At 68.9% G+C, this 1,999-nt stretch carries 2 protein-coding genes; one reads left to right on the top strand and one right to left on the bottom strand.

Translation table 11 applies throughout. From position 1 onward, the window contains the following. A partial coding sequence (locus tag GL263_RS25665) for a DUF4190 domain-containing protein (protein WP_228456828.1) occupies nt 1-263 on the top strand: 263 nt, incomplete at its 5' end. Nucleotides 264-338: 75 nt separating this feature from the next. On the opposite strand, the gene GL263_RS25670 is transcribed toward GL263_RS25665, so the two are convergent. Then, a complete protein-coding gene (locus GL263_RS25670) occupies nt 339-1,901 on the bottom strand; it encodes an APC family permease (RefSeq protein ID WP_182858132.1) in 1,563 nt (520 codons plus the stop codon). Between the last annotated feature and the right edge of the window lie 98 nt (nt 1,902-1,999).

Genomic DNA, 1,999 nt, shown 5'->3' on the forward strand with positions numbered 1-1,999 from the left:
GCCCGGCCTGCAACTCCGCGATGACGATGGGCATCGTCTCCGGCGTCTTCCTCGGCACGGTGGTGCTCGCGGTGGTGTGCCTGGTGACCGGCCCGATCGCGTGGGTGATGGGCGCCCGTGCCCGCCGCAAGGTCCAGCGGGGTGAGGCGCACGGCTCGTCGCAGGCGACGACGGGCCTTGTCCTCGGTGTGGTCACCACCGTGATCCCGTGGGCGCTGCTGATCCTGCTCGTGGTGCTCGGCGTCACCGGCAACCTCGACTGAACATCAGCAGCCACACCGAAGGACGGCCGGTCAACCGACCGGCCGTCCTTCGTTCCGCCACCGCGTGGGGGTCCCTCAGTCCTCGGCGACCAGCGGGGGAGTGTCCCGGGTGAGCACCTCGCCGCGGAAGAAGGCGGGGCTGCGGCGCTGCATCACCGCCATGACCACCAGCCCCAGGGCCAGCACCCCGACACCGATCACGAAGACGCTGCCCATGCCGGCGATCGAGGAGCCGCTGCCGTAGGCCGGGTCCCACATGTCGCGCATCGTCTGGAAGAACACGGCCGTCAGCATCAGACCGCCCAGCGCCGGCAGCACGCCCTTGAAGACCGCGTCCCGCACGCTGCGCCGCAGGTCGTTGCGGAAGTACCAGACGCAGGCGAAGGCGGTCAGCGCGTAGTAGAAGCAGATCATCAGGCCGAGCGCGTAGATGGTGTCGATCAGCACGTTCTCGCTGACGACGACCATGACCGCGTAGAACACGCCGGTGGCCACACCGGCGGCGACGGTGGCCCGGCCGGGCGTCCTGAACCGCGGGTGCACCTTCGCGAAGGAACGCGGGAACGCCTCGTAGGTGCTCATCGCCAGCATCGTCCGGGCGGCCGGCAGGAACGTCGTCTGGAGGCTGGCGGCGGCACTGGCCAGGACGGCCAGGAACAGCAGCGGCCCCAGCGGCCCCAGCACCGGGCCGGCGAGCACGGCGAACACGTTGTCCGCGGTGTCCGGGTTGCCCAGGCCAAGGCCCTCCTCGCCGACGCCCGCGTACATCAGGGCGGCCACGGCGGTGAGCGCGTAGGCGGAGACCAGTACGAGCATGGCGATGAGCGCGGCCCGGCCGGGCGTCTTGTGCTGGCCGGTGGTCTCCTCGTTCACGACGAGGGTGGTGTCCCAGCCCCAGTAGATGAAGATCGACAGGGACAGGCCCGCGGTGAACGCGGCGAAGGAGTTCACCGACAGCGGGTCGAACCAGTCGAGCGAGGGGGTCAGCGCGGTGGCGCCGCCGCCCGGCGCGTCGCCGGACTTGACCATGGCCATCACGATGAACAGCGCGAGCACGGCCATCTGGAGGGTCACCAGCGAGTACTGGAACCACTTGGTGGCCGTCATGCCCCGGTAGCTGATCGCCGTCGCTATCGCGATGAACAGCAGCACGGTGACGATGTGGACCACCGTGGAGGAGCCGAAGTCGACGATGGCCTGGCTGCCGGTCAGCTCCCCGATGAGCAGGTAGAAGAACTCGGCCGCGACGCCGGCGAGGTTCGACAGCACGATGACCGTGGCGGTCATCAGCCCCCAGCCGGTCAGCCAGCCGATGCGGGGGCCGAGCGCCTTCACCGTCCAGGTGAAGGAGGTGCCGCAGTCGGGGAGCGCCTTGTTCAGCTCCCGGTAGGCGAAGGCCACGAGCAGCATGGGGATGAAGCCCGCGATGAAGATCGCCGGCATCTGGAGTCCCACCTCGCTGACCGTGGGGCCGAGCGTGCTGGTGAGGCAGTACACGGGGGCGACGGTGGACAGGCCGATGACCGCGCTGCCGAGGAGACCGACGGAGTTCTTGTTGAGCCCCTTTGATCTGTAGTCCTCGCCGGCGGCCACGTCAGCGCCCCCGGGGGGCGTCGCCTGGTTCAGGAGCTGTGCCATGGGACGGACCGTATAGCGTGCGTTTTCCGCAAGGGAACAACGGCAACAGCATCCGACGCTCCTCCGGATCCAAGGTGTTCACTCAAGTTGATCATGTC

Source organism: Streptomyces durbertensis, from assembly GCF_014156695.1.
GTDB lineage: Bacteria > Actinomycetota > Actinomycetes > Streptomycetales > Streptomycetaceae > Streptomyces > Streptomyces durbertensis.

Coding starts and splice junctions, on each gene's coding strand:
- GL263_RS25670 (WP_182858132.1), bottom strand. CDS start 1,901: ATGGCACAGCTCCTGAACCAGGCGACGCCCCCCGGGGGCGCTGACGTG.